Source organism: Gilliamella sp. Bif1-4 (assembly GCF_001690535.1).
GTDB classification, from domain to species: domain Bacteria; phylum Pseudomonadota; class Gammaproteobacteria; order Enterobacterales; family Orbaceae; genus Gilliamella; species Gilliamella bombi.
On the sequence record NZ_LZHC01000051.1, the window covers coordinates 1 to 431 of the forward strand.

Consider the following 431-nt stretch of genomic DNA (forward strand, 5'->3'; position numbering starts at 1 on the left):
CCACAAGCCTCCATTGGCATTAATGTCAGTTTGGGCAGTGAAAAGACCAAACGAACGGTAAACCAAGAGCAACACACCGTAGTAAGTAGTGGCGTCTCAGCGGGGCATAACCTCAGCATTATTGCGACGGGCAATGGTCAAAAAGAGCGTGGCGATATCAATATCATTGGCAGTCAGGTATCTGCCGGTCATGATGTAATGCTCAAAGCGAACCATGATGTTAACATCATCGGACAAGAAAACACGACCAAAACTGACACTAAAGAGAAGAATAGCAGTGGCTCGGTAGGCGTGGGCTATAACTTTGGTGGAGAAAAAAATGGCTTTACCATCTCGGCCAGTGCCAGCCAAAGCAAATCCCGCGAAAAAGGTAACGGTACCGATTGGACAGAAAGTGTGGTAGAGGCAGGCAATAAGCTTACGATTATCAC

Annotated in this window: 1 protein-coding gene; it reads left to right on the plus strand. The window is 47.1% G+C overall.

From position 1 onward, the window contains the following. A partial coding sequence (locus A9G25_RS07495; RefSeq protein ID WP_141675048.1) for a hemagglutinin repeat-containing protein occupies positions 1-431 on the plus strand: 431 nt, incomplete at both ends.